Origin of the sequence: Streptomyces venezuelae, from assembly GCF_008642275.1 — a bacterium.
GTDB lineage: Bacteria > Actinomycetota > Actinomycetes > Streptomycetales > Streptomycetaceae > Streptomyces > Streptomyces venezuelae_E.
Genome location: NZ_CP029189.1, coordinates 3,830,835 through 3,854,597, shown reverse-complemented (window position 1 = coordinate 3,854,597; position 23,763 = coordinate 3,830,835). Strand labels below are relative to the sequence as shown.

General features: G+C 73.5%; 21 protein-coding genes and 1 pseudogene. 12 read left to right on the top strand and 10 right to left on the bottom strand.

What is annotated here, in order from left to right; genetic code table 11:
* Nucleotides 1–65 precede the first annotated feature (65 nt).
* From DEJ51_RS34540 to DEJ51_RS16930, 9 genes are all read left to right on the top strand, one after another.
* Entirely contained in the window at nt 66–590 is a 525-nt protein-coding gene (locus DEJ51_RS34540; protein WP_190621036.1) for a hypothetical protein, read from the top strand.
* 96 nt (nt 591–686) lie between these two features.
* Nucleotides 687–1,337, top strand: a complete 651-nt coding sequence (locus DEJ51_RS16965) for a PadR family transcriptional regulator (protein ID WP_223835844.1) — start codon at nt 687–689, stop codon at nt 1,335–1,337.
* Nucleotides 1,338–1,362: 25 nt separating this feature from the next.
* Nucleotides 1,363–2,109: an ABC transporter ATP-binding protein gene (locus DEJ51_RS16960; protein ID WP_150258319.1), complete on the top strand. Its 747-nt coding sequence runs from the start codon at nt 1,363–1,365 to the stop codon at nt 2,107–2,109.
* A 101-nt stretch (nt 2,110–2,210) separates the two neighbouring features.
* Nucleotides 2,211–4,964, top strand: a complete 2,754-nt coding sequence (locus DEJ51_RS16955; protein WP_223836183.1) for an ABC transporter permease — start codon at nt 2,211–2,213, stop codon at nt 4,962–4,964.
* Between the two features lie 104 nt (nt 4,965–5,068).
* Complete coding sequence (locus DEJ51_RS16950; protein ID WP_030014634.1) at nt 5,069–5,608, top strand: bacterial proteasome activator family protein; 540 nt, start codon at nt 5,069–5,071, stop codon at nt 5,606–5,608.
* Between the two features lie 315 nt (nt 5,609–5,923).
* Complete coding sequence (locus tag DEJ51_RS16945; RefSeq protein WP_150258317.1) at nt 5,924–6,811, top strand: NTP transferase domain-containing protein; 888 nt, start codon at nt 5,924–5,926, stop codon at nt 6,809–6,811.
* On the top strand, nt 6,808–8,133 hold the full coding sequence (locus DEJ51_RS16940) for a molybdopterin molybdotransferase MoeA (RefSeq protein WP_150258316.1): 1,326 nt from the start codon (nt 6,808–6,810) through the stop codon (nt 8,131–8,133). The genes DEJ51_RS16945 and DEJ51_RS16940 overlap by 4 nt, the downstream gene beginning before the upstream one ends.
* Entirely contained in the window at nt 8,121–9,221 is a 1,101-nt protein-coding gene (locus tag DEJ51_RS16935) for a potassium channel family protein (RefSeq protein WP_150258315.1), read from the top strand. The genes DEJ51_RS16940 and DEJ51_RS16935 overlap by 13 nt, the downstream gene beginning before the upstream one ends.
* 78 nt (nt 9,222–9,299) lie before the next feature.
* The gene (locus tag DEJ51_RS16930; RefSeq protein WP_150258314.1) at nt 9,300–10,277 is read left to right on the top strand and encodes an NAD(P)H-quinone oxidoreductase; all 978 of its coding nucleotides are present in this window, start codon (nt 9,300–9,302) and stop codon (nt 10,275–10,277) included.
* A gap of 153 nt (nt 10,278–10,430) precedes the next feature.
* Here DEJ51_RS16930 and DEJ51_RS16925 read toward each other — a convergent pair whose 3' ends face one another.
* Genes DEJ51_RS16925 through pdhA form a run of 3 tightly spaced genes read right to left on the bottom strand, consistent with a single transcriptional unit; the run spans nt 10,431 to nt 13,911 of the window.
* On the bottom strand, nt 10,431–11,759 hold the full coding sequence (locus DEJ51_RS16925) for a dihydrolipoamide acetyltransferase family protein (protein ID WP_150258313.1): 1,329 nt from the start codon (nt 11,757–11,759) through the stop codon (nt 10,431–10,433).
* Nucleotides 11,759–12,727 carry an alpha-ketoacid dehydrogenase subunit beta gene (locus tag DEJ51_RS16920; RefSeq protein WP_189738634.1) on the bottom strand — a complete coding sequence of 323 codons (969 nt, stop codon included), beginning with the start codon at nt 12,725–12,727 and terminating at the stop codon, nt 11,759–11,761. Before DEJ51_RS16920 ends, DEJ51_RS16925 begins: the two co-directional genes overlap by 1 nt.
* A gap of 47 nt (nt 12,728–12,774) precedes the next feature.
* The gene (gene pdhA, locus DEJ51_RS16915; protein ID WP_150258312.1) at nt 12,775–13,911 is read right to left on the bottom strand and encodes a pyruvate dehydrogenase (acetyl-transferring) E1 component subunit alpha; all 1,137 of its coding nucleotides are present in this window, start codon (nt 13,909–13,911) and stop codon (nt 12,775–12,777) included.
* A gap of 178 nt (nt 13,912–14,089) precedes the next feature.
* Here pdhA and DEJ51_RS16910 point away from each other — a divergent pair, with 178 nt between their 5' ends.
* Nucleotides 14,090–14,659 (top strand): Lrp/AsnC family transcriptional regulator, encoded by a 570-nt coding sequence (locus DEJ51_RS16910; RefSeq protein ID WP_223835843.1) that lies wholly within the window; start codon nt 14,090–14,092, stop codon nt 14,657–14,659.
* A 21-nt stretch (nt 14,660–14,680) separates the two neighbouring features.
* Here the strand turns inward: DEJ51_RS16910 and DEJ51_RS16905 are convergent, their stop codons facing one another.
* Genes DEJ51_RS16905 through DEJ51_RS16895 form a run of 3 tightly spaced genes read right to left on the bottom strand, consistent with a single transcriptional unit; the run spans nt 14,681 to nt 17,483 of the window.
* Nucleotides 14,681–15,301, bottom strand: coding sequence for a barstar family protein (locus DEJ51_RS16905; RefSeq protein WP_150258311.1), 621 nt, complete (start codon nt 15,299–15,301; stop codon nt 14,681–14,683).
* Between the two features lie 41 nt (nt 15,302–15,342).
* Nucleotides 15,343–15,945, bottom strand: coding sequence for a TetR/AcrR family transcriptional regulator (locus tag DEJ51_RS16900; RefSeq protein ID WP_150258310.1), 603 nt, complete (start codon nt 15,943–15,945; stop codon nt 15,343–15,345).
* Nucleotides 15,942–17,483, bottom strand: a complete 1,542-nt coding sequence (locus tag DEJ51_RS16895) for a 3-hydroxyacyl-CoA dehydrogenase (RefSeq protein WP_150258309.1) — start codon at nt 17,481–17,483, stop codon at nt 15,942–15,944. Before DEJ51_RS16895 ends, DEJ51_RS16900 begins: the two co-directional genes overlap by 4 nt.
* Before the next feature lie 124 nt (nt 17,484–17,607).
* Between DEJ51_RS16895 and paaN the strand changes: the two genes are divergently transcribed.
* Entirely contained in the window at nt 17,608–19,290 is a 1,683-nt protein-coding gene (gene paaN / locus DEJ51_RS16890) for a phenylacetic acid degradation protein PaaN (protein WP_150258308.1), read from the top strand.
* A 5-nt stretch (nt 19,291–19,295) separates the two neighbouring features.
* Here the strand turns inward: paaN and DEJ51_RS16885 are convergent, their stop codons facing one another.
* Complete coding sequence (locus tag DEJ51_RS16885; protein ID WP_411757326.1) at nt 19,296–19,970, bottom strand: MerR family transcriptional regulator; 675 nt, start codon at nt 19,968–19,970, stop codon at nt 19,296–19,298.
* A gap of 129 nt (nt 19,971–20,099) precedes the next feature.
* Between DEJ51_RS16885 and DEJ51_RS35080 the strand changes: the two are divergent.
* Nucleotides 20,100–21,032, top strand: a pseudogene (locus tag DEJ51_RS35080) (hypothetical protein); the annotation flags it as partial.
* Here DEJ51_RS35080 and DEJ51_RS16875 read toward each other — a convergent pair.
* The 3 genes from DEJ51_RS16875 to DEJ51_RS16865 all read right to left on the bottom strand — a co-directional run bounded on the left by DEJ51_RS16875 (nt 20,988) and on the right by DEJ51_RS16865 (nt 23,746).
* A complete protein-coding gene (locus DEJ51_RS16875; RefSeq protein WP_150258306.1) occupies nt 20,988–21,749 on the bottom strand; it encodes a TrmH family RNA methyltransferase in 762 nt (253 codons plus the stop codon). The pseudogene DEJ51_RS35080 and the gene DEJ51_RS16875 overlap by 45 nt on opposite strands.
* A 168-nt stretch (nt 21,750–21,917) precedes the next feature.
* The gene (locus tag DEJ51_RS16870; RefSeq protein ID WP_223835841.1) at nt 21,918–23,099 is read right to left on the bottom strand and encodes an HTTM domain-containing protein; all 1,182 of its coding nucleotides are present in this window, start codon (nt 23,097–23,099) and stop codon (nt 21,918–21,920) included.
* Nucleotides 23,084–23,746 carry a DUF5819 family protein gene (locus DEJ51_RS16865; protein WP_223835840.1) on the bottom strand — a complete coding sequence of 221 codons (663 nt, stop codon included), beginning with the start codon at nt 23,744–23,746 and terminating at the stop codon, nt 23,084–23,086. The genes DEJ51_RS16870 and DEJ51_RS16865 overlap by 16 nt, the downstream gene beginning before the upstream one ends.
* Between the last annotated feature and the right edge of the window lie 17 nt (nt 23,747–23,763).

Sequence of the window (23,763 nt, the reverse complement as noted above, 5' to 3'; positions counted from 1 at the left end):
AAATCTGGGCGCATATCTCTGACGCGCAGCGAGCAGCTCGTGGCTCGGGACGGGAGGGGCTCCCCGTGATCCAAGGCTTCCGCCCGCCGCACTGGCTGGCCTGCGCGGCGCTGGCCGCCTCCGCGCTCGCACCCACCGCTTCCGCGTACGCCGGCCCCTTCCTCGCCCCCGTCCGGCCGATCGCCGCGCCCGCCGCGCCGGACGCCCCCCACGGGGAGCTGGCCGGAAGCCTCGCCGGGGTCGGGCGCGAGCGCCCCGGGCGGCCGGTCGGCGAGCCCGCGAACCCCGAGCTGACGGTCGCGTCGCGCCCGCTGCCGGCCCGGCCGCGCACCGAGCCCGGCACCGCCGCCACCCCCGCCCTGCCCACCGCCCCCACCGGCGCCGCCACCGCCCGTCCGCCGACCGCCCGTCCGCCCACCGCCGCCGTCGCCGCCCCGAGCCCGCCGCCGGCCGTGGTCACCGACCTCCGCACCGCTCCCAACGACCGGGCCGCCGACCTGGCCGCGCACATACTGCCGCTCGGCACCGGATTCGCCCTGATGGGCCTCGGTCTCGGCTACCTCGGGATACGGCTGCGCCGGGGGATCTGAGCGGTCCCGGCCTCCTCCCTCCACAAGGCGTCCCCCGCACGACCTACGCCTCAGGACGGTTGCCGGGGGTGAACATACTCGGTATACATACTCAGTATGTCGATCCGTCACGGGCTACTCGCCCTGCTGGAACGGGGTCCTCGGTACGGCTCCCAGCTGCGCACCGAGTTCGAATCCCGCACCGGCTCCACCTGGCCGCTCAACGTCGGGCAGGTGTACACGACCCTCGCCCGTCTCGAACGGGACGGCCTCGTCGCGCCCGACGGCGAGGACGCCGCCGGCCACACCCTCTACGCCATCACCGACGCCGGACGCACCGAACTGCGCCAGTGGTACGAACGCCCCGTCGACCGGGCCAACCCGCCCCGCGACGAGCTGTCCATCAAGCTCGCCATGGCCGTGGGCGCCCCCGGCGTGGACATCCGGTCCGTCATCCAGTCCCAGCGGCACGCCACGATCAAGGCGATGCAGGACTACACCCGGCTCAAGGCCACGGCGCTCGCCGCGGTCGAGAGCGGCCAGTCCCGCGAACGCGACGACGTGGCCTGGCTGCTCGTCCTGGAACAGCTGATCTTCCAGACCGAGGCCGAGGCCCGCTGGCTCGACCACTGCGAAGCCCGGCTCGTCCGGCTCTCCCTGCCGGCCGACCGGAGAGCCGCCGAACCCGGACGACCCCAGGCCGCCGCAGCCCAGACCCCGGCCCCGACCACCACCCCGCCCCGTACCGCTCGTACGCGCCGTGGCTGAACCACCGTTCCAGGGGGGACACTCCATGCCTGACCAGCCCCAGCCCCAGCAGCCCGTACTGCAGTTGGACCGACTCGTCCGCACGCACGGCAGCGGCGCCACCGAGGTGCACGCCCTGCGCGGGATCGACCTGTCCGTCTACCCCGGCGAACTCGTCGCCGTCATGGGCCCCTCCGGCTCCGGAAAGTCCACACTGCTCACCCTCGCGGGCGGCCTCGACACCCCGAGCAGCGGCCGGGTCGTCGTCGAGGGCACCGACATCACCACGGCGAGCCGCAAGCAGCTGGCCGCCCTGCGCCGCCGCAGCATCGGGTACGTCTTCCAGGACTACAACCTGATACCGGCCCTCACCGCCGCCGAGAACGTGGCACTGCCCCGGGAACTCGACGGGATCTCCGCCCGCAAGGCCCGCGCCTCCGCGCTCGCCGCACTGGAGGAGATAGGCCTCGGCCAGCTCGCCAACCGCTTCCCCGACGAGATGTCCGGCGGCCAGCAGCAGCGCGTGGCCATCGCCCGCGCCCTGGTGGGCGACCGCCGTCTGGTCCTCGCCGACGAGCCGACCGGCGCCCTGGACTCCGAGACCGGCGAGTCCGTCCTCGCCCTGCTGCGCACTCGCTGCGACGCCGGCGCCGCCGGGATCCTCGTCACGCACGAGCCGCGGTTCGCCGCCTGGGCCGACCGCGTGGTCTTCCTGCGCGACGGCAGCGTGGTCGACGAGACCCTGCGCAGCCACGCCGACTCCCTCCTCTCCGGGCAGGCGGCCGGCCAGTGACCTCTCCGCTCCAAGGCTGGTACCACTCCTGGATCGCCGCCCTGCGCATAGCGCGCCGCGACGCCTGGCGCGCCAAGGGCCGCAGCTCCCTCGTCCTCGCGATGCTCGCCCTGCCGATCATCGGGGTGAGCGCCGCCGACCTCACGCTGCGCAGTGCCGAACTCTCCCCCGAGCAGGCCCTCTCCCGGATGATCGGCACCGCCGACGCCCGCGTGAGCCACTCGTACACGACCGGGCCGATCAACCAGACCCCCGACGGCACGAGACACCTGCCCGTCGGCGGCTACAAGGACTACGACCCCTCGAAGGCCCGGGAGAAGCCGGAACCGGTGGAGTCCCTGCTCCCGGCCGGGGCCCAGATCCTCAAGGACAGCACCGGCTACGCCAAGGTCCGCACCACACACGGGCTGCTCGACACCCAGCTGCGCGAGCTCGACACGCACAGCCCCCTGACGAAGGGCATGATCACGCTCGACCGCGGCCGGCTGCCCGAAGGCCCGGGCGAGGTCATCGCCACCCGGACCTTCCTGAAGGACTCCGGCCTCTTCGTCGGCTCCTCGGTCACCCCGCGCGGCGCCCCCGCCCCCTACAAGATCGTCGGCGCCTACGAGCTGCCGGACGAACTCGGGCGCCCCGAGATCATCGGCCCGCCCGGAGCCCTGATCGCCCCGCTGAACAAGGCGCTGGTGGAGTCCGGCGGTCGCACGGTGACGCCCAGCGACACCTACCTGGTCAAGGTGGGCGGCGCCGGTGTCAGCTGGGACGCGGTCAAGGCGGCCAACGCCAAGAGCCTGGTCGTCGTCTCCCGGGCCGTCGTCCTCGACCCGCCCGCCGACTCCGAGGTCCCGCTCTACCGGGACGATCCGAAGGCGCAGTTCGAGGAGAGCGGCAACAAGGCCGTCGAGACGGCCATCCTGGCCACCGTCGTGGGCCTGGCCATGCTGGAGATCTGCCTGCTCGCCGGACCGGCCTTCGCCGTCGGCGCCCGACGCTCGCGCCGCCAGCTGGGCCTGGTCGGCGCCAACGGCGGTGACCGGCGCCACATCCGCTCCATCGTGCTCTCCGGCGGCCTGGTCCTCGGCGCCGTCGCCGCCGCCATCGGCACCGTCGTCGGCATCCTGCTCACCGTCCTGCTGCAGCCGGTGCTGGAGGAGGCGCTCGGCAAGCGCTTCGGCACCTTCGACTTCCGCCCGCTGGAACTGGCCGGCATCGCCCTGCTCGCCGTGATCACCGGTCTGCTGGCCGCGATCGTCCCGGCCGTCACCGCCTCCCGGCAGACCGTGCTGGCCTCGCTGACCGGCCGCCGCGGTGTCCGCCGCGCCAACCGCGTGCTGCCCGTCCTCGGCCTCGTCGCCGTCGCCGCCGGCGCCGCGATCGCCCTCTACGGCACCACCTCGAACATGGGCAGCACCGTCGTGGCGGGCGGCAGCGCCCTCGCCGAACTCGGCATCGTCGCCCTCACCCCGACCCTGGTCGGCCTGTTCGGCCGGCTCGGACGGTGGCTGCCGCTGTCGCCGCGGCTCGCGCTGCGCGACGCCGTGCGCAACCGCGGGCGTACGGCCCCCGCCGTGGCCGCCGTACTGGCCGCCGTCGCCGGAACCGTCGCCGTGGCGACGTACCAGCAGAGCTACGACGTCCAGATGCGCCGGCAGTACCAGGCCGAACTGCCGCACGGCACCGGCCTGCTGCAGACCATCGAGAACAGCGCGTACAAGGAGGTGCCCGCCCTGCGCGAGACCCTCTCCAGGGAGATGCCGCTGGCGCAGCGGGCGGACATCGACCGGGTGGTCGTCGGCAAGCCCGGCTGCGAGTCGTTCTCCTCGGACCCCGGCTGCGGCCGCGCCGAGCTCATCACGCCCAAGGAACAGCGCTGCCCGCTCTACGAGGACCCCAAGGGCATCTCGGCCTTCTCCGAGGCGCAGCTCAAGGAACTGCGCCAGGACTGGCGCTGCCAGGACCCCCGGCACGGCACGCAGCACTCCGTCCTCGTCGGCGACGAGAAGGTGCTGAGCGTGCTCGCGGTCACCGATCCGGGCACCGTGGCCGCTCTCAAGGCCGGCCAGGCCGTCGCCTTCGACAAGCGCCAGGTCAAGGACGGCAAGGTCACCCTGCGGATCATCACCGACCAGAGCCAGGACGACGTGATGTTCGGGCGCTACGACGACACCCGCGGTGAGGACAAGGTCCTCCCCGTCCACCTGGCACCCGGCTCGGCCGAAGGCTGGGGCGTCGAGCTGATCCTGCCGCCCTCGGCGGCCAAGGCCGCCGGACTGGCCACCGCGCCCGTGGGCTCGTACTTCAGCCTCGACGGAACGGCGAGCAGCGAGCAGCGCCAGAAGATGGACGGCGAGATCGACCGGATGGGCGTGGACGCCACCCTCCGCATCGAGGCGGGCTACGAGGGCGACAACAGCATCGTCATGCTCGCCCTGGCCGTCTTCGCGGGGATCATCACGATCGGCGCGGCCGGCATCGCCACCGGGCTGGCCCAGGCCGACGCCGAGGCCGACCTGAAGACGCTGGCCGCCGTGGGCGCGGCGCCGCGGGTGCGGCGGACGCTGAGCGGCTTCCAGTGCGGGGTGGTCGCCCTGATGGGCGTCGTCCTGGGCTCGGCGGCCGGGATCCTGCCCGCGGTCGGCCTGCGGCTGACCGAGCAGCGGCAAGCCGAGGCGCTCTACCGGGAGTCGATCGAGCAGGGCTTCTCGGCGATGACGGAAGCGGTGCCGTTCGTGCCGATCTCCGTGCCGTGGGAGACCCTCGGCGGACTGCTCGTCGTGGTTCCGCTGGGCGCGGCCCTGCTGGCGGCCCTCGTCACCCGCTCCAGCGGCGCGCTGGCCCGCAGGGCCGCGGGGTAGGGGCCCCGGGGGACCGGGGCCAGGCTGGTGCCCCCGTACAGGGTGGATCACGACTGTACGGGGGCACACCGTGTGAGTACGGAGGTGTGCGAGAGAATGACGGCATGGAGATGCCGAGGAGTGAACGGTCGCAGGACAGCCCCCCGCACGTTCTGATCGTGGGACAGGACGGGACGGCCGTCGGCGACGCCGATGACGAGTCGCGCGAGGTCCCGGTGACGGAAATGGTCGAACAGCCCGCCAAGGTCATGCGGATCGGCAGCATGATCAAGCAACTCCTGGAAGAGGTACGTGCCGCGCCTCTCGACGAGGCGAGCCGGGTCCGGCTCAAGGACATCCATGCCGCCTCGGTCAAGGAGCTGGAGGACGGCCTGGCACCGGAGCTCGTCGAGGAACTGGAGCGCCTGTCACTCCCGTTCACGGAGGAGGCCATTCCCTCCGAGGCCGAACTCCGGATCGCCCAGGCACAGTTGGTGGGCTGGCTGGAGGGCCTCTTCCACGGCATCCAGACGGCCCTGTTCGCGCAGCAGATGGCGGCGCGGGCCCAGTTGGAGCAGATGCGCCGCGCCCTCCCGCCGGGCGGGCCGCACGACGACGACGAGGACGGCGGCCACGGCGCGATCCGCTCGGGCCCCTACCTCTAACCCCCGCCGGACACACATCCAAAGCGGGGCCCACCCGGGCCCCGCTGCCCCCGATCTTCAGCCCCGCCGCCCCCCTCAGCCCCGCCGCCCCCCTCAGCCCCGCCGCTCCCCTCAGCCCCGCCGCTCCCCTCAGCCCCGCCGGCGTTTGAGGCGCGGGGTCCGGGGCGGAGCCCCGCTCTTCCAGCCCCGCCGGCGTTTGAGGCGCGGGGCCCGGGGCAGAGCCCCGGCAACGGCGCCGCACCCGGCACACGGCATCCGGCGCCCCGGACAAGTCCGGCTCCCGGCCGGGAACATGGCCCCCGCATACTCATGGGCATGAGCTACGACGCGATCGTGCTGGCCGGCGGCGCCGCGCGGCGACTCGGCGGGGCGGACAAGCCCGCGCTGAGCGTCGGCGGCCGCGCACTCCTCGACCGCGTCCTCGACGCCTGCCCGGACGCCCGGACCACCGTCGTGGTCGGTGGCCGCCGCGCCACCTCGCGCCCGGTCCAGTGGACCCGCGAGGACCCGGCCGGCGGCGGCCCCGTGGCCGCCCTGGACGCCGGACTGCGCCGGACCACCGCCGAGCTGGTCCTCGTACTCTCCGCCGACCTGCCCTTCCTCGACCGGGAGACCGTACGGGCCCTGCTGGAGGCCCCGTCCGCACCCGCGCCGGGGACCGCGGGTGCGGACGGGGCGATGCTGCTCGACGGCGACGGCCGGGACCAGCCGCTGGTCGCCGCGTACCGGGCCGAACCGCTGCGCCGTGAGATCGCCCTGCTCGCCGCCGAGCACGGCACCCTCACCGGGCTCCCGCTCCGCGCGCTCACCGCCGAACTGGACCTCGCCCGCGTCACGTCCCGGCCACTCGCCTCCTTCGACTGCGACACCTGGGACGATCTCGCCGCCGCCCGCGCCCGGATCAGGGAGCATGGAACCGTGCTGGACCAATGGATCACCGCCGTCAAGAGCGAACTGGGCATCGACCTCCCCGTCGACACCAAGACCCTGCTCGACCTCGCCCGGGACGCCGCCCACGGCGTCGCCCGGCCCGCCGCCCCGCTGACCACCTTCCTCGTCGGCTACGCGGCCGCCCACGCCGCCGCCACCGGCGCCGACCCCGCCCAGGCCGTCGCCGAGGCCTCCCGCAAGGCGGCCGACCTGGCGCTGCGGTGGGCCGACGAGGCAGCGGCCGACTCCGCCGAACAGAACGGCTCCGGATGACCCCCACGAACTCCGCCGAGCAGGCCCTCGACGAGGCCCTGGCCCTGGTCAGCCGCGCCCCCGAGGGCGCCGGGACCGGCGGCGCGAGCCGCGGCGCGGGCGGCCACCGCGCGTCCGGCTGGCAGCGGGCCCGGGACACGGCCGCCCACGCCGGGAGCAGGGTGCGGCCCCGCACCCGCAGCGTGCCCCTCTCCGACGCCCTCGGCGAGGTCCTGGCCACCCCCCTGGACGCGCTGACCGACCTGCCGTCCTTCGACACCTCCGCCATGGACGGCTGGGCGGTCGCGGGCCCCGGCCCCTGGAGCGTGCGCGCGGGCGGCGGCGTCCTGGCCGGCTCCGAGCGGCCGGAGCCCCTCACGGACGGCGAGGCCGTGCGGATCGCCACCGGTGCCCGGATCCCCGGTGACGCCACCGCCGTCATCCGCACCGAGCACTGCCGCGAGGCCGGCACCCAGATCTTCGCCGACCGGCCCGTCCTCACCGGCCAGGACATCCGCCCGCGCGGCCAGGAATGCCGCTCCGGCGACCTGCTGCTGCCCGCCGGCTCCCTGGTCACCCCGGCCGTGCTGGGCCTCGCCGCGGCAGCCGGGTACGACGAGCTGACCACCCGGCCGCGCCCCCGCGTGGAGATCCTGGTGCTCGGCGACGAGCTGCTCTCCGCGGGACGCCCGCACGAGGGGCTGGTCCGCGACGCCCTCAGCCCGATGCTCGGGCCCTGGATGGAACGCCTCGGCGCCGAGGTCGTCGGAACCCGGCGGCTCGGCGACGACCCGGCGGGGGCCGCGGCCCTGCTGGAAGCCGTCACCACGAGCACCGCCGATGTGCTCGTGACCACGGGCGGCACCGCCTCCGGACCCGTCGACCACGTCCACCCGGTCCTGCGCGAGGCCGGCGCCGAACTGCTGGTCGACGGCGTGGCGGTGCGCCCCGGGCACCCCATGCTGCTGGCCCGCACCGGGTCCGGGGCCGACGAGGACACGGTGCGCCATGTGGTCGGGCTGCCCGGCAACCCGCTGGCCGCCGTCTCCGGGCTGCTGACCCTCGCCGAGCCGCTGCTGCGCGCCCTCGCCGGCCGCCGTGGGCGCCCCCGCTACACGGCCCCGGTGCAGGGCGACGTGCCCGGCCACCCGTACGACACCCGGCTGGTCCCGGTCCTGCTCAGCGAAGAGCACGCGGTGCCGCTGCGGTACCACGGACCTGCCATGCTGCGCGGTGTGGCCGCCGCCGACGCGCTGGCCGTCGTACCGCCCAAGGGCGCGCGGTCCGGTCAGGAACTGGAGATTCTCGATCTGCCCTGGGCTTCCGGAGGATGTTTCACGTGAAACTGCACGGCCAGGACTCCATGGCCCGCGGCGCCGACGAGAAGCTCGTCTCCCGGCGCATCAAGCTGCCCAAGCGCGTCGTGGAGAACCCGCTGAGGCAGGTCACGAAGCGCCTGCTGATGGCCTTGTTCGTGCTCTTCCTGACGGTCTTCATCGTGTGGCTGGACCGTGGTGGCTACCACGACAACGCCAACGAGACGGTCGATCTCCTCGACTGCTTCTACTACGCCACGGTGACGCTGTCCACGACGGGCTACGGCGACATCGTGCCGTACAGCGACAGCGCACGGCTGATCAACATCCTGCTGATCACCCCGCTGCGGGTGCTGTTCCTGATCATCCTGGTCGGTACCACCCTGGAAGTCCTGACGGAACGGACGAGGGAAGAGTGGCGGCTCAAGAGCTGGAGGAAGAACTTGCGTGAGCACACGGTCGTCATCGGCTTCGGCACGAAGGGCCGCTCGGCCCTCCAGACGCTGCTGGCCACCGGCCTCTCCAAGGAACAGGTCGTCATCGTCGACCCCAGCGCCAAGGTGATCGACACGGCCAACGCGGAGGGCTTCACGGGTGTGGTCGGCGACGCCACCCGCTCCGACGTCCTGCTCCGCGCCGAGCTCCAGAAGGCCCGGCAGATCGTCATCGCCACCCAGCGGGACGACACGGCGGTCCTGGTCACCCTGACCGCCCGGCAGCTCAACCGCGGGGCGAAGATCGTCGCGGCGGTGCGCGAGGAGGAGAACGCCCCGCTGCTGCGCCAGTCCGGCGCGGACGCGGTCATCACGAGCGCGAGCGCGGCCGGCCGGCTGCTGGGCCTCTCGGTGCTCAGCCCGAGCGCGGGCACCGTGATGGAGGACCTCATCCAGCAGGGCAGCGGCCTCGACCTCCTCGAACGCCCCGCCCGCAAGGCCGAGGTCGGCAAGTCGGTACGGGACACCGAGGACCTGGTCGTGAGCGTGCTGCGCGGCCACCGACTGCTCCCGTACGACGATCCGCACGCGAGCCCGATCCAGCTGACGGACCGTCTCATCACCATCGTGCGCGCGACGCCGCCGGCCTCGCCGCAGGTGAGGTTCGGGCCCGCCGACTAGACCGTCTCCTTCGATCCTTTCCGGCCGGCCCGATCCGCAAGAGGCGGCCCGGCCGGGCCGTGGCGTAGCCTCCGGGCCATGCATGCGATCACCATCGAGCAGCCCGGCGGCCCCGAGGCCCTGGTCTGGGCCGACGTACCCGATCCGGTGCCGGGCGAGGGCGAGGTCCTCGTCGAGGTCGCGGCGAGCGCCGTGAACCGCGCCGACGTACTCCAGCGGCAGGGGTTCTACGATCCGCCGCCCGGCGCTTCGCGCCATCCCGGGCTGGAGTGCTCCGGGCGGATCGCCGCCATCGGGCCGGGGGTGTCCGGCTGGTCCGTGGACGACGAGGTGTGCGCCCTGCTGGCGGGTGGCGGTTACGCCGAGCGGGTGGCCGTGCCGGCGGGCCAGTTGCTGCCGGTCCCGGCGGGTGTGGACCTGGTGACGGCGGCCGCACTGCCCGAGGTCGTCACCACCGTGTGGTCGAACGTGTTCATGGTGGCGGGGCTGCGGCCCGGCGAGACCCTGCTGGTGCACGGCGGTTCCAGCGGGATCGGGACCATGGCCATCCAGCTGGCGAAGGCGGTGGGCGCGACGGTCGCCGTGACGGCGGGCGGCCCGGAGAAGCTGGCGCGCTGCAAGGAGCTGGGTGCGGACATCCTGATCGACTACCGCGAGCAGGACTTCGTGGCCGAGCTGCGCGAGGCCACGGGCGGGGCCGGGGCGGACGTGATCCTGGACATCATGGGCGCGAAGTACCTCGCCCGGAACGTGGACGCCCTGGCCGTGAACGGGCGGCTCGCGGTGATCGGGCTCCAGGGCGGGGTCAAGGCCGAACTGAACCTCGGTACGCTGCTGGCCAAGCGGGCGGCGGTCACCGCCACCTCGCTGCGCGCCCGCCCGCTGGAGGAGAAGGCGGCCATCGTCGCCGCCGTACGCGAGCACGTGTGGCCGCTGGTGGCCGCGGGACGGATCCGCCCGGTGGTCCACGCGGCCTTCCCCATGCGGGATGCGGCCGAGGCCCACCGCGTGCTGGAGTCCAGCGCCCACGTGGGCAAGATCCTGCTCACGGTCTGAGGGCCGGGGGCGGCGCCGCTGCGGGGGCTCCGCGCCCCCGAACCCCCGGTCCTCCAACGCCGGACGGGCTGAAATCCAGCCCGCCGGCGTTTGAGGCGCGGGGTCCGGGGCGGAGCCCGGGCAACGGCACCGCACCCGCCCCGCGCCGCACTGCTACAGGCTGCGCAGCAGGACCGCCGGGGACTCGACGCAGTCCGCGACGTAGCGGAGGAAGCCGCCCGCCGTGCCCCCGTCGCAGACCCGGTGGTCGAAGGTCAGCGACAGCTGGACGACCTTGCGGACCGCCAGCTGGCCCTCGTGGACCCAGGGCTTGTCGATGATCCGGCCGACGCCCAGCATCGCCGCTTCGGGGTGGTTGATGATCGGTGTCGAGCCGTCGACGCCGAACACCCCGTAGTTGTTCAGGGTGAAGGTGCCGCCGGTGAGATCGGCCGGGGCCAGTTTCCCGGCCCGGGCCAGCTCGGTCAGCCGGGCGAACTCCGCCGACAGGGACTCCGGGTTGCGGTGCTGCGCGTCCCGGACCACCGGGACGACCAGGCCCCGCTCGGTCTGCGCGGCGAAGCCCAGGTGCACCGACGGGAGCCGGACGATCTCCTTGGCCGCGAGGTCCACGGTGGAGTTGAGCTCCGGGTACCGGGCGAGGGCGGCCGTGCAGATCCGGGCCAGCAGCGCGAGCACCGAGATCTTGGGTCCGCCGACCGCGTTCATCGCGGCGCGGGCGGCCATCAGCTCGGTGGCGTCCGCGTCGACCCAGCAGGTGGCGTCCGGGATCTCCCGGCGGCTGCGCGACAGTTTCTCGGCGACCGCCCCGCGCACTCCCCTGAGCGGGATCCGCTCGCCCTGTGCCGGCGCCGTCGACGACGCCGGCGCCGGCGCGGCGGCCGGGGCCGGCTCGGGCGCCCGCAGCACGGCCAGCGCCGCCTCGACGTCGGCCCGCAGGATCAGCCCCTCGGGCCCCGACCCCTGCAGTGCGCGCAGGTCGACCCCGCCGTCCTTGGCCAGCTTGCGCACCAGCGGCGAGATCACGGGAACCGGTCCGGCGGGAGCCACCGGGACCGCGGGAGCCGCCGGGGCCGGAGCCGCGGCGGGCGCCGAGACCGCGGCGGTGACGGGTCGCACCCGTCGCCGACGCGCCGGGCGCGAGTGGTCCTCGCCGTAGCCGATCAGGGGCCGGGGCACGTTGCCGGAGCCCTCGGCCTCGGCCGCCTGCGCGGCCGGGGCCTCCGGGAGCGACGCCGCCCCCACCGCCACGGTGATCAGCGGTGCTCCGACGGGCAGTTCCGTGCCCTCCTCCCCGAAACGGGCGGTGACCACACCGCCGTAGGGGCACGGAACCTCGACCATCGCCTTGGCCGTCTCGACCTCGACCACCGGCTGGTCGATGGCGACGACATCGCCCACCGCGACCAGCCAGCGGACGATCTCGGCCTCGGTCAGGCCCTCCCCGAGATCGGGAAGCTTGAATTCCATTACCTGCGGCATCAGTTCTCCCACTGCAGGCGGGCCACGGTGTCCAGGATCCGGTCCACACCCGGCAGGTGGTGCTTCTCCAGCATCGGCGGCGGGTAGGGGATGTCGAAGCCCGTCACCCGCAGCACCGGCGCCTCCAGGTGGTGGAAGCACCGCTCGGTGACGCGGGCGGCGATCTCCGCGCCCGGTCCGCCGAAGCCGCCGGCCTCGTGGACCACCACCGCGCGACCGGTGCGGCGTACGGACTCCACGACCGTGTCCTCGTCGAAGGGGACCAGCGACCGCAGGTCCACGACCTCCAGGTCCCAGCCCTCCTCGCGCGCCGCCTCGGCCGCCTCCAGGCACACCGGCAGGGAGGGCCCGTAGGTGATCAGGGTCGCGCTCGTGCCCGTCCGCCGGACCAGCGCCTTGCCGATGCCCGGCACGGCCGCCGGCGCCTCGGGCCGCCAGTCGGCCTTCGACCAGTAGAGGCGCTTCGGCTCCAGGAAGACCACCGGGTCGTCGCTCGCGATGGACGCGCGGAGCAGCCCGTACGCGTCCTCGACCGTCGCCGGGGTCACGACGTGCAGGCCGGGCGTGGCCACGTAGTACGCCTCGGAGGAGTCGCAGTGGTGCTCCACACCGCCGATCCCGCCGCCGTAGGGCACGCGAATGGTGATCGGCAGCGGCATCGCGCCGCGGGTGCGGTTGCGCATCTTGGCCACGTGCGAGATGAGCTGCTCGAACGCCGGGTAGGCGAAGGCGTCGAACTGCATCTCCACCACCGGCCGCAGCCCGTACATGGCCATGCCGACCGCCGCGCCCAGGATGCCCGCCTCCGCGAGGGGGGTGTCCGTGCAGCGCTCCTCGCCGAACTCCTTCGCGAGCCCGTCCGTGATCCGGAAGACCCCGCCCAGCGTCCCGACGTCCTCGCCCATCACGTGGACCGTCGGGTCCTCGGCCATCGCGTCGCGCATCGCCCGGGTCAGGGCCTGCGCCATCGTCGCGGGCTTGGCCCCCGACTTCGCGGACTTCGCCGCCACCGTCGTCACGCCTGGTCCTCGGCTTCCAGCTCTTCGCGCAGCATGGCCGCCTGCTCCCGCAGCCGGTCCGTCTGCTCCGCGTACACGTGCGCGAACAGGTCCATCGGGTCCACCACCGGGTCCGCGTTCATCCCCTCGCGGAGCGCCGCGGCCATCGCCTCGGCGTCGTCGCGCACCGCCTGGATCGCCGCTTCGTCGATGATCCCGCGGGCGGTGAGCTCACGCTCCAGCAGCTCGACCGGGTCGTGCGCCTTCCAGGCCTCGACCTCGGCGTCGCCGCGGTAACGGGTCGCGTCGTCGGCGTTCGTGTGGGCTTCCATCCGGTACGTGACGGCCTCGATCAGGGTCGGGCCACCACCGGCCCGGGCCCGCCGGACCGCCTCGGAGAGCACCTCGTGCATGGCGGCGATGTCGTTGCCGTCGACCAGCCGGCCGGGCATCCCGTACCCGACGGCCTTGTGGGCGAGGGTCGGGGCGGCGGTCTGCTTGGCGAGGGGGACGGAGATCGCGAAGCCGTTGTTCTGCACGAGGAAGACCACCGGGGCCTGCCAGACGGCCGCGAAGTTCAGCGCCTCGTGGAAGTCGCCCTCGCTGGTGCCGCCGTCGCCGACCATGGCGAGCGCGACGACGTCGTCGCCGCGCAGCCGGGCCGCGTGCGCCAGGCCCACCGCGTGCGGCAGCTGGGTGGCGAGCGGGGTCGAGAGGGGGGCTATGCGGTGCTCGCGGGGGTCGTACCCGGTGTGCCAGTCGCCGCGCAGCAGGGTCAGGGCCTGTACGGGGTCCAGTCCGCGCGCGACGGCCGCCAGGGTGTCCCGGTAGCTCGGGAACAGCCAGTCCTGGTCCTCCAGGACCAGTGCGGCCGCGATCTCGCAGGCCTCCTGGCCGACGGTGGAGGGGTAGACGGCGAGCCGCCCCTGCTTGGTGAGCGCCGTGGCCTGGGCGTTGTAGCGCCGGCCGCGCACCAGCTCGGCGTAGCAGCGGCGCATCAGCTCCGGGTCGAGGCGGTCCGCCGCCTCGGTGCCCAGCACCCGGTAGGGCTCGGGGTCCGGAAGCAGCGGAGCGGCATCCGTGCGGGGGCTCCAGGCGGGCGGCTGGGGGGAACGGTGGGACGCACCGGCACCGGGCAGCTCTTGGACCGTCATGGCGGCGTACACCTCCTCGTGGGAAGCGGGCAGGGGGTGCCCCGGGTGTGAGGCCCCTCACCTACCGATTGTTCGGTTGTCCGCGCAATTTGGCTACAGGCGGCTCCAGGCTGTGGACAAACGGGCGCCGGGGCCCTGGGATGGATGCAGGACGTCCAGGAGAGGGAGGCATCGGGCAATGCCGGATGAACAAATGGCCGGAACGGGTCCCGGACCGGCCGCGCCGGGAGGCGTCCCGGGAGCCACTGCGGGCCCGCCCGTCACACCCCGCCCCCTGGATCCGATCGACCGGTCGATCATGCGGCTGCTCCAGGCGGACGGCCGCGCGTCGATACGGTCGGTGGCGGAGCAGGTGCACGTCTCGCGGGCGAACGCCTACGCCCGGATCAACCGGCTCATCGACGACGGGGTGATCCGCGGGTTCACGGCCCGCGTCAACCACGAACGCGCCGGCCAGGGCGCGTCCGCCTACATCACCCTGAAGATCGTCCAGAACTCCTGGCGCACGGTCCGCGAGCAGCTGCGCGAACTCCCCGGCGCGGCGCACATCGCCCTGGTCAGCGGCGATTTCGACGTCCTGCTGCTGGTGCACACCCCGGACAACCGGACCCTGCGCGAGCTGGTCCTGACCCGGCTCCAGGCGATCCCGGAGGTCCTGTCGACGCGCACCCTGCTGGTCTTCGAGGAAACGGATCTCCTGGACACCGGCCCGGCGCCGGGCACAGGTCCGACGATCTCGGAGGAGTAGGACCGCGCGGGGCCGAAAGCGCTACGCTGGCCTGCGGGCCGCGGGCGCGAGGGGCCCGGCGGCCGGCGGCCACACGGGGTCCCCGCCCGGCCAGTCGACGTCCGTCAGGGTGATGAGCAGCCGCCCGTCGACGACCGCCTCGCGCAGGTCCGCGTCCCAGGACACGACCTCTTCGGCGAAGGCGGCGGGCTCGGTGCGGTCCAGCAGGAGGACGAAGTGCAGGGCGAAGGGGTCGGTCCATTCGTCCGGGTCCCCGTCCGCGTCGACCATGAAGTTGGCCCGCCAGGCGCCCCGGGCCAGGGTGGAGACGAAGACTCCGAGGAAGTCCGCGCCGAGCAGACCGTCGGCGGCGTCGATGATCACGGCGACGTCCTGCTTGCCGTGCCCGGGGCCGTGCCAGTCGCCGAGGCAGTCGACCATCGCGTCCCAGTTGTGGCCGAAGTAGCCGATGAAGCCCAGCTCACGGGCGAAGGTCCGGTAGACGCAGGCCTCCGTGTCCAGTTCGCCGCCGGCGATCCGCAGCACCAGCCCGTCCCGCGCGAGCAGGTCGGCCTCCGCCCGCGCCACCCAGGGGTCGTCGGCGCGGGTGAAGGTGACCCAGGGGGAGCGGCGCTCGGTGAGGGTGGGGAGGAAGGTGCTCATGCGGCATGCTCGCACCCCGGCCGCCCGGGGTGCGGCGCGCCTCAGGAATTCGGCGGGTGGGGGGTGGTGCGCAGGCCGTCGAAGGCCATGTGGACGACCGCGTCCGCGAGCTGGTCGGTGCCCGTGCCCGAGTGCGGGCGGTACCACTCGACGAGGGAGTTGACCATGCCGAAGAGCAGCCGGGTGGCCAGGCGTATGTCCACGTCGGCCCGCAGGTCGCCCTCGGCGGCGGCGGCCCCCAGCAGGTCCGCGACCTGGTGGTCGAACTCGCGGCGGCGCTCCAGCGCCCAGCGCTCGGTGCGGGTGTTGCCGCGTACGCGCAGCAGCAGCGTCACGTACGGCAGCTCGCCGACCAGCACCTCGACGGTGCGGCGCGTGACGTACTCGACGCGCTCGACCGCGCGGCCGCGTACGGCGCCGGGCTCCTCCAGGATCCCGAAGAGCCCGTCGAGGGCGCGGCTGACGGCCCGCTGCAGCAGTTCCTCCTTGCCCGCGACGTGGTGGTAGATCGAGGACTTCGAGATGCCGGCGGCCTTGGAGAGGTGCTCCATCGAGGTGCCGTCGTAGCCGCGCTCGTTGAAGACCTGGACGGCGACCGAAAGCAGGGTCTCGGGGGTGTAGGTGTCCCGCTTGGCCGTCGTCATTCGTTCTCCCCCGTGTCGTCCCGGTCGCCTTCGTCGCCCTCGTCGCCGTCGGCCTCGTAGCCCAGTTTGAACAGGGCGAGCGAGGGCGCGTAGCGGCCGCCCGGGACGCGTTCGTCGAGGTGGTGCAGCAGGTCGTAGGCCCAGTCCTGGCCGAGCCGGCCGTGCCATTCGGACGGTCCCAGCGGATAGTTGACGCCCAGCCGCATCGCCGTGTCGATGTCCTCGGCGGAGGCGGCGCCCCGGGCGACCGCGTCGGCCGTCAGGTCGATCAGCATCGCGACGGTCCGCGCGACGATCATGCCGGGGACGTCCCCGATCACGGAGACCTGCTTGCCCAGCTTCTGGAAGAGGCCGATCGCCTCGGCGAGGGTGCGCTCGCTGGTGTCCTCGCTGGCGGAGAGCGCGATCCGGGTGGCGCCGCGGTAGTCCAGCGCGAGGTCGAAGTAGACGACGTCCGCGAACTCCACCGAGGTCTTGCCGTCCGCGAGGACCAGCTGGCCCTCGCCGGGCAGCTGGATGTACGGGCCGCCCTGCTCGGTGGCCGCGACCGCGATCCCGGCCTCTTGCAGCAGGTCCACCAGCGCGGCGGCGGGACCGAGGTCGCCGACGACGGTGACCTTCGCCGGGGCCTGCTCGGGCGCGGCGGTGTGCGGGAGCGGAAGCTCGGCGTCCGGACCGTACGGGTACCAGCCGTGCCCGGTCTTGCGGCCGAGGCGGCCCGACTGGACGAGGCGGCGCTGGGCGAGGGAGGGGGTGAACTTCGGGCTGCGGTAGAAGGACTCCCACACCGAGCGGGTCACGGCCTCGTTGACGTCCTGGCCGATCAGGTCGGTCAGCTGGAAGGGGCCCATCTTGAAGCCGCCGCTCTCGCGGAGCACGGCGTCGATGGTGGCCGGGTCGGCGCCCTGCTCCTCGTACACCGCGAAGGCCTCGGCGTAGAACGGGCGGGCGATCCGGTTGACGATGAACCCGGGGGTGTCGGCGCAGCGGACCGGTGTCTTCCCCCAGGCCAGCACGGTGCGGTACGCGAGCTCGGCGGCGGCCTGGTCGGTGGCGAAGCCGCTGACCACCTCGACGAGCGGCAGCAGCGGGGCCGGGTTGAAGAAGTGCAGGCCGAGGAAGCGGCCGGGGTGCGCGAGCCCGGCGGCGAGCTCGGTCACGGAGAGGGAGGAGGTGTTGGTGGCCAGCAGCGCGTCCGGCGCGACCACCTCTTCGAGGGCGGCGAAGAGCGTCTGCTTCACGGTGACGTTCTCGACCACCGCCTCGATGACGAGGGCGGCCCCGGCGAGGTCCGCGAGGTCGCCTGCCGAAGCGATCCGGCCGATCGCCTCCTCGGCCCCGGCACGGTCCAGCCGGCCCTTGGCGGCCATCCGGTCGACCCGGTCCTGGACCATGCCGACACCGTCGGCGGCGAGGTCCGCATCGATGTCGTAGATCAGCACGCGGTGACCTGCGAGAAGGGCGACCTGGGCGATGCCCTGTCCCATGGTGCCGGCGCCGACGACCGCCACAGTGCGGGACCGCTCGATTGCTGTCATGCCCTGATCCTCCCGCACACACTTGTCCACAGGTCCGCCGGGCCCTCTTGTCCCGACCGATCGTTCGGTTACTCTAACTCCAGTCTGCTCTTCTTCGCCCGGCTCAACGAGGAGTTGGTCCCTGATGGCCGCCGAGCTCACCGTCCCCCAGTTGTCCGCCAAGCACCGGCCCACCCTGGACCAGGCCCTGTCGGCCATCCGCAGCCGTGCCTACTGGTCCCCGCACCCCGAACATCCCAAGGCGTACGGCGAGACCGCGCCCGCCGACGGACTCGCCGCCTTCGAAGCCCTCCGCGGTACGCGGCTGGACCTCGGCCAGCCCGGCACCGACGGCTGGACGGGCGCCGAGGTGTCCCCGTACGGCCCGGAGCTGGGCGTCGAGTACCCGCATGTGGACCCGGACGTGCTGCTGCCCGCGATGAAGGCCGGCATGGGCGCCTGGCGCGACGCCGGACCCGAGGCGCGCGCCCTGGTCTGTATCGAGATCCTGGCCCGCATCTCCGCCCGGACCCACGAGTTCGCGCACGCGGTCATGCACACCAGCGGCCAGGCCTTCATGATGGCGTTCCAGGCCGGCGGCCCGCACGCGCAGGACCGCGGCCTGGAGGCCGTGGCGTACGCGTACGAGGAGCAGACCCGGGTTCCGGGCCAGGCCGACTGGTCGAAGCCGCAGGGCAAGAAGGACCCGCTGGAGCTCGGCAAGACCTTCACCGCCGTCCCGCGCGGCATCGCCCTCATGATCGGCTGCAACACCTTCCCGACCTGGAACGGCTACCCGGGCCTGTTCGCCTCCCTGGCCACCGGCAACGCGGTGCTGGTCAAGCCGCACCCGCGGGCCGTGCTGCCGCTCGCGCTGACCGTCAAGGTCGCGCGCGAGGTCCTCGCCGAGGCGGGCTTCGACCCGAACCTGGTGGCCCTCGCGGTCGAGCGCCCGGGCGAGGGCATCGCCAAGACCCTAGCGGTCCGCCCCGAGATCAAGCTGATCGACTACACCGGGTCCACGGAGTTCGGGGACTGGCTGGAGGCCAACGCCCGCCAGGCGCAGGTCTACACGGAGAAGGCCGGCGTCAACACCGTCGTCCTGGACTCCACCGACAACTACAAGGGGATGCTGTCCAACCTGGCGTTCTCGCTGTCCCTGTACAGCGGCCAGATGTGCACCACCCCGCAGAACCTGCTGATCCCGCGCGACGGCATCGCGACGGACGCCGGCCACAAGACCTACGACGAGGTCGTCGCCGACCTCGCCGCCTCGGTCGGCGGCCTGCTGGGCGACGACGCCCGGGCGAACGCGCTGCTCGGTGCGCTGGTCAACCCGGACGTCAGGACCCGGCTGGAGGCCGCGGCCGCCCTGGGCGAGGTCGCGCTGGCCTCCCGTGAGGTCGTGAACCCCGAGTTCCCCGACGCGGTGGTCCGCACCCCCGTCATGGTCAAGCTGGACGCGGCCAAGGCCGACCCGGAGGCGCCGTACCTCTCGGAGTGCTTCGGCCCGGTCTCCTTCGCGGTGGCCGTGGACACCACCGCCGACGCCCTCGACCTGCTGCGCCGCACGGTGCGGGAGAAGGGCGCCATGACGGTGGGCGCGTACACCACGTCCCCCGACACCGAGCGGGCCGTCGAGGAGGTCTGCCTGGAGGAGTCCGCGCAGCTCTCCCTGAACCTGACCGGCGGGGTGTTCGTCAACCAGACGGCCGCCTTCTCGGACTTCCACGGTTCCGGTGGCAACCCGGCGGCCAACGCGGCCCTGTGCGACGGCGCCTTCGTCGCGAACCGCTTCCGTGTGGTGGAGGTCCGCCGCCAGGCGTGACCGCGTCACGCAGACCCCCGGCCCGGGTGGACCGCGCCCACCTCCTCCCGCTCCTGCCGCTCGTCGGCGAAGAGGCGGGAGGAGGCGTCCACCTGGGCCATCCTGCGCAGGGCCGCGAACACCGCGTCGCCCACGACCGTGCCCACGACCACCGCCTCGACGAGGCCCTCGCGGTCCGCCCGGCGGGCCGTGTACTCCAGGTCCGCCCGGGCCACCCGCTCGGCCGCGTCGGCGTAGTCGTCGAGCAGTTCGGCGAAGGAACCGTGGCCCACCCGGTCGAGTGAGGCGAGCGCGGACACGAGCGCGTCGGCCGCCTTGTTGCCGGGCCGGACGTGCCAGCCGCGCGCCTCGATCAGCCGTGTCACCCGCTCCCGGGCCAGCACCGCCTCGGCGTCGTCGGGACCCCCGCCGTCGCCGTACTCCGGCACGAGCCGCTGGGCCGCGGCGCCGAGCACCTTGTGCACAGGCCGCTCCTTGTCGTCGATGGCCACGAGGACGTCCCCGATGGCCGCCACCGACAGGCCGCCGACCTCCAGCAGGGCACGGATCAGCCGCAGCCGCCGCTCGTGCCCGTCGTCGTAGCTGGCCTGGTTGGGACTGCTCAGCTCGCCCGGCGGGAGCAGGCCCTCCCGGACGTAGTACTTGATCGTCGGTACCGGAACCCCGGTTCGGCGGCTCAACTCTCCGATGCGCATGGCGTGTTCACTCGTCTCTCCTTGCCCCGTCCCCGCCCATCATAGATAGTGGGGCTATCAGATAGCGGCAAGCGTCACTATCCATTCCTTGGGGGACCCATGTCTGCGTTACCCATGTCTGCGTTACGCACCTGGCACCGTCCACTGACCCTGTTCGCCGGCGTGATGGCGGTGTGGGCCGTCGGCTCCGCCGTGGGTCTCGCGGTCGACGGCCGCGTGCTGGTCGGCGCCCCGATCTGGGCCAAGCCCTTCAAGTTCGCCGTCTCGTTCGTCGGCTACGCGCTCAGCCTGGCCTGGATGCTCTCCCTGGCCGTCGCGGCGCGCCCGCGTCTGCGCAGGCCCGCCTGGTGGGCCGGTACCGTCGTCGCCGCGGCGAGCATGGTGGAGATGCTGCTCATGACGGGCCAGGTGATCCGCGGCCGGCAGAGCCACTTCAACCAGCAGACCCCCCTCGACGCGCAGATCTACGGCGCCATGGCCGTCACCGTCGTCGTGCTGTGGACGGCCACGCTCGTCATCGCCGTCCTGCTCTTCCGGTCCCGCGCCGCCGACCGGGCCACCCTGTGGGCGATCCGGATCGCCGCCGTCCTCGCCCTCGCGGGCGCCGGAATCGGCTTCCTGATGACCAGCCCCACCGAGGCCCAGCTCGCGGTCGACGGCGTACCGGTGGCGGGTGCCCACAGCGTGCGCGTGCCGGACGGCGGACCCGCCATGCCGCTGACCGGCTGGTCGACCACCGGCGGGGACCTGCGCATCCCGCACTTCTTCGGCATGCACGCCCTGCAGCTGCTGCCGCTGCTCGTGCTCGTCCTGGGCGCGCTCGCCGGACGCTTCGCCCTGCTGCGCCGGGAGCGGGTGCGGCTGCGGCTGACCCTGCTCGCGGCCGGGGTCTACGCGGCGGTGTTCGCGCTGGTGACCTGGCAGGCGCTGCGCGGCCAGGCGCTGCTCCAGCCGGACGGGGCGACGCTCGGCGCGGCCGCGGCGATCCTGGCCGGAGGCGTCCTAGGAGTCCTCGCCGCCCTGTTCGCGGACCGGGGGACCGCCCCAGTGGAAGAGGGTCATGGCCACGCTGGTGGCGAGGTTGTAGCTGGAGACCTGGGGGCGCATGGGCAGGGAGACGAGGTGGTCCGCCCGGGCGCGCAGCTCCGGTGAGATCCCGTGGCGCTCCGAGCCGAAGGCGAGCAGGGCGTCGTCGGGGAGGGTGAGGGCGCGGATGTCCGTGCCCTCGGGGTCGAGCGCGTAGAGCGGCCCGGGCGGCAGCTCGTCCAGGGCCAGGCGCTCGACGGTGGTGGCGTAGTGCAGCCCGGCCCCGGCCCGGACCACGTTCGGGTGCCAGGGGTCGAGGTCGCCGCGGGTCACGACTCCGGTGGCGCCGAAGCCGGCGGCGAGCCGGACCACGGCTCCGACGTTGCCCAGGTTGCGCGGGTTGTCCAGGACGACGACCGGCGCCGGCCGGGGCATCCGCCGCAGCCCCGCGAGGCCGGCGGCCCGGTCGGTCCGTGCCGCGAGGGCCGCGACCCCGGTGGGGTGCACGCGCGGCAGCAGCTCCTTGAGCCCGGCCCGCCGCACCAGCCGCGCGACGTCGGCCTCGACGTCCGGAGCCAGCTCGCGGGCCAGGGCCCGTACGGCGCCGGGATCCTCGGCGACGGCCATCCGTACGTCGGCTCCGAACCGCAGGGCGTGCTTCAGCGCGTGGAACCCGTCGAGCAGCACGAGATCCCCCGCCTGCCCGGCCTCCCGCCATTCCCGCACCGTGTCGTCCATACCCCGACCCTACGGTCCCCCACCCCACCACCCACCACACGGCCCTCACCCAGCCGAATCCAGCCCAGCCGGGACACCATCCAGCCCCGCCGGGACCATCCAGCCCCGCCGGCGTTTGAGGCGCGGGGTCCGGGGCGGAGCCCCGTGGAACGGCGCCGCAGGGCCCCGTCAGCGCGGCCCCGGCACGGACACCGGCTCGCCCCCGGCGGCATCCGGCACAGGCTCCCCCACCCGCACCCGCGAGCCCCGCGCAGCGACCACCGCCCCCACCCACACCAGAAAGCCCGTCGGCAGGAACACCGCGTCCGCGGCGATCATCGCCAAAGAGAAGAACGGCAGCCCCAGCAGCACCGCGATCCCCGCGTGCTCCAGCATCGTCAGCGCCAGCAGCACGTTCTTGATCCGCCGGTTGAAGAGCGTGAACGGAAACGCCACCTGCACCGCCACCGTCCCGTACGACAGCAGCATCACCAGCGTCCCGCTGCCCGCCACCAGCGCCGACAGCGCCGGCCACGGGGTGAAGTAGTCCAGCCCCAGCGGGTAGTACAGGGCCGTTCCGTCCTGCCACCGGGACCCCTGGATCTTGTACCAGCCCGCCGTCGCGTAGATCAGGCAGACCTCCGCCATGATCACCAGCATGCCCGCGTTGTGCAGCAGGTTGGCCAGGACGTCCAGGACCGCCCGCGCCTCGCCCTCCGGCTCGTGGCGGTCGACCAGCCACCACAGCCCGCAGACCACCCACACCGCCGCGAACGCCGCCAGCCAGCCGAAGCCGAGCCGGCCGGTGCCCCCGCCGAAGACGAACACCGCCCCCAGCACGCCCCACAGCACCGGCCCGGCCGCCCCGGCCGTCGCCGAGCCGCGCCTGCGGGCCCTGCGCGCGTCCAGCGACCAGACCTGCGCGCACCGGGTCAGGACCAGGTAGATCGCCATCAGGTGGATGACGTTGTCCCCGCCGTCGCCCATGAACACGCTGCGGTTCTGCAGCGACAGCACGCCGACCATGAAGACCACGGACGTCGCCCGTGTCCGCCAGCCCAGCAGCAGCCCCACGCTCGCCAGCACGGACAACGCGTAGACGAGCTCGAACCACAGCGTCGAGTCCGACCACATCAGCACCGTGAAGGCGTGGTTGGAGTCGATGAGCCGTTCCGCGAGCTGCCAGCTCCACGGCCCGTCCGGACCGTAGAGCTCGGCCCGGTTCGGGAACTCGCGCAGCAGGAAGAAGAGCCAGGTCGCGGAGAAGCCGATGCGGACCACCGCGCTCTGGTACGGGCCCAGCGCCTGCCCGGTGACCCGCGCGGCCGCCCGGGCCGCCGCCTCGCGGGCGCGCTTCACAGCGTCCACCACGGCAGCTCCCGGTAGTAGGTCTGGGTGTCGGTGGTCTCGGTGCTCCACTTCGGCGCGGGCACCGCTGTCGTCGCCGAGCGCAGCTGGATCCGCAGGATGGTTCCTTCCCGCAGCGCGGGGGCGAGCCGGTTCAGCGCGATGCGCCGGAGGTACTCCTCGGACAGCTGCCCGCGCTCGCCGTTCGGCCTGTTGTCCTCGTCGTGGGAGCTGGTGAAGAAGTCCCAGGCGCGGCGGAGCTCGTTCTGCCGGGTGTGGCTGGGCAGCAGGCTGTGCCGGATGGCCTCGCCGTCCTCGGCGCTCAGGTCGCGCCAGGGGGTGGTGACCAGCTCGCCGTACTCGCTCCTGACGTCCGCGCGCACTTCCACGGCGATGTTCTGCTGCAGCGGGTTGGGGGCGAAGAGCTTCCAGTTCTGTTCGAACTCGGGGTAGACCCACGCGTCGATCGTCTTCGCGTGCTGCTTGCTGAGAGTGTTGCTCGGGGCCACGTGCAGGAAGACGAGCGCGAGGTGAGTGCAGGCGGCCACCGCGACGACCCCCAGGGCCAGGGCGGTCACGACCCGGAACGGGGCGGACAGACCGGCGATCCCGGGCGTCCTCGGGGGTGGTGAAGCGGCCCCTTCGGCGGGCTCGTGCTGGTTCGAATCCATCCCCACCCGATCGTCCG

Bases quoted from the DNA above. Each gene is read 5' to 3' on its own strand.
- DEJ51_RS16955 (WP_223836183.1), top strand. From the start codon at position 2,211: ATGCTCGCCCTGCCGATCATCGGGGTGAGCGCCGCCGACCTCACGCTG.
- DEJ51_RS16930 (WP_150258314.1), top strand. From the start codon at position 9,300: ATGCATGCGATCACCATCGAGCAGCCCGGCGGCCCCGAGGCCCTGGTC.
- DEJ51_RS16950 (WP_030014634.1), top strand. From the start codon at position 5,069: ATGGAGATGCCGAGGAGTGAACGGTCGCAGGACAGCCCCCCGCACGTT.
- DEJ51_RS16960 (WP_150258319.1), top strand. From the start codon at position 1,363: ATGCCTGACCAGCCCCAGCCCCAGCAGCCCGTACTGCAGTTGGACCGA.
- DEJ51_RS16895 (WP_150258309.1), bottom strand. From the start codon at position 17,483: ATGACAGCAATCGAGCGGTCCCGCACTGTGGCGGTCGTCGGCGCCGGC.
- DEJ51_RS16900 (WP_150258310.1), bottom strand. From the start codon at position 15,945: ATGACGACGGCCAAGCGGGACACCTACACCCCCGAGACCCTGCTTTCG.
- DEJ51_RS16905 (WP_150258311.1), bottom strand. From the start codon at position 15,301: ATGAGCACCTTCCTCCCCACCCTCACCGAGCGCCGCTCCCCCTGGGTC.
- paaN (WP_150258308.1), top strand. From the start codon at position 17,608: ATGGCCGCCGAGCTCACCGTCCCCCAGTTGTCCGCCAAGCACCGGCCC.
- DEJ51_RS16925 (WP_150258313.1), bottom strand. From the start codon at position 11,759: ATGCCGCAGGTAATGGAATTCAAGCTTCCCGATCTCGGGGAGGGCCTG.
- pdhA (WP_150258312.1), bottom strand. From the start codon at position 13,911: ATGACGGTCCAAGAGCTGCCCGGTGCCGGTGCGTCCCACCGTTCCCCC.
- DEJ51_RS16865 (WP_223835840.1), bottom strand. From the start codon at position 23,746: ATGGATTCGAACCAGCACGAGCCCGCCGAAGGGGCCGCTTCACCACCC.
- DEJ51_RS16920 (WP_189738634.1), bottom strand. From the start codon at position 12,727: ATGGCGCAGGCCCTGACCCGGGCGATGCGCGACGCGATGGCCGAGGAC.
- DEJ51_RS16910 (WP_223835843.1), top strand. From the start codon at position 14,090: ATGCCGGATGAACAAATGGCCGGAACGGGTCCCGGACCGGCCGCGCCG.
- DEJ51_RS16875 (WP_150258306.1), bottom strand. From the start codon at position 21,749: ATGGACGACACGGTGCGGGAATGGCGGGAGGCCGGGCAGGCGGGGGAT.
- DEJ51_RS16965 (WP_223835844.1), top strand. From the start codon at position 687: ATGTCGATCCGTCACGGGCTACTCGCCCTGCTGGAACGGGGTCCTCGG.
- DEJ51_RS16945 (WP_150258317.1), top strand. From the start codon at position 5,924: ATGAGCTACGACGCGATCGTGCTGGCCGGCGGCGCCGCGCGGCGACTC.
- DEJ51_RS16935 (WP_150258315.1), top strand. From the start codon at position 8,121: ATGTTTCACGTGAAACTGCACGGCCAGGACTCCATGGCCCGCGGCGCC.
- DEJ51_RS16940 (WP_150258316.1), top strand. From the start codon at position 6,808: ATGACCCCCACGAACTCCGCCGAGCAGGCCCTCGACGAGGCCCTGGCC.